Origin of the sequence: Ligilactobacillus hayakitensis DSM 18933 = JCM 14209 (genome assembly GCF_000615845.1) — a bacterium.
GTDB classification, from domain to species: Bacteria; Bacillota; Bacilli; order Lactobacillales; family Lactobacillaceae; genus Ligilactobacillus; species Ligilactobacillus hayakitensis.
Map to the genome: position 1 here is coordinate 1 of NZ_BAML01000082.1, position 519 is coordinate 519.

Annotated in this window: 1 protein-coding gene; it reads right to left on the reverse strand. The window is 29.9% G+C overall.

Going from position 1 to position 519, the window contains the following annotated elements; all coding sequences use genetic code 11:
- Positions 1-519: transposase (locus JCM14209_RS08665; protein WP_025023044.1), on the reverse strand; the 519-nt coding region annotated here is incomplete at both ends.

Sequence of the window (519 nt, forward strand, 5' to 3'; positions counted from 1 at the left end):
ACAGCTTAACGCATAATCAATGATACGTTTAGTTGCTTTGTGAGCAAATTGTTTTATTTTGGTGTTTCTCCAGTCAGTCAAAGTTAGGGTTTTATTACTTTCAAAATAAACGGTTTTGATACCTTGCTTAGTCTTGATTTCTTTACAGTTAGTTTTATTAATTGCATGTAATTTCTGTAATTCAGCTTTCTTTTTGTTATAAAACTGATTAACCGATTTTACACCTCTACCGTTAATAATTAACGGTTTATAGTTAGCGTTGGTTACACAAGTAAAAGCATTATCTAACCCCGGATCAATACCAATATAAATGCCATTATCTGCCTTTAATTTAGAGGTATTATTAACCTCATATTGTACCAAAACTTTAAAACGCTTCTTTGATAATGGTTTAAAAGCAACTCGTTTTAATTTACCCAAGTTATCCGCTAATTTAAGTTTTACTTTGAGTTTAGGAATTACTAGATAACCATTTTTAACTTTAGCGTTTTGATTTGTTACAAAGAAAACATGCCGTTT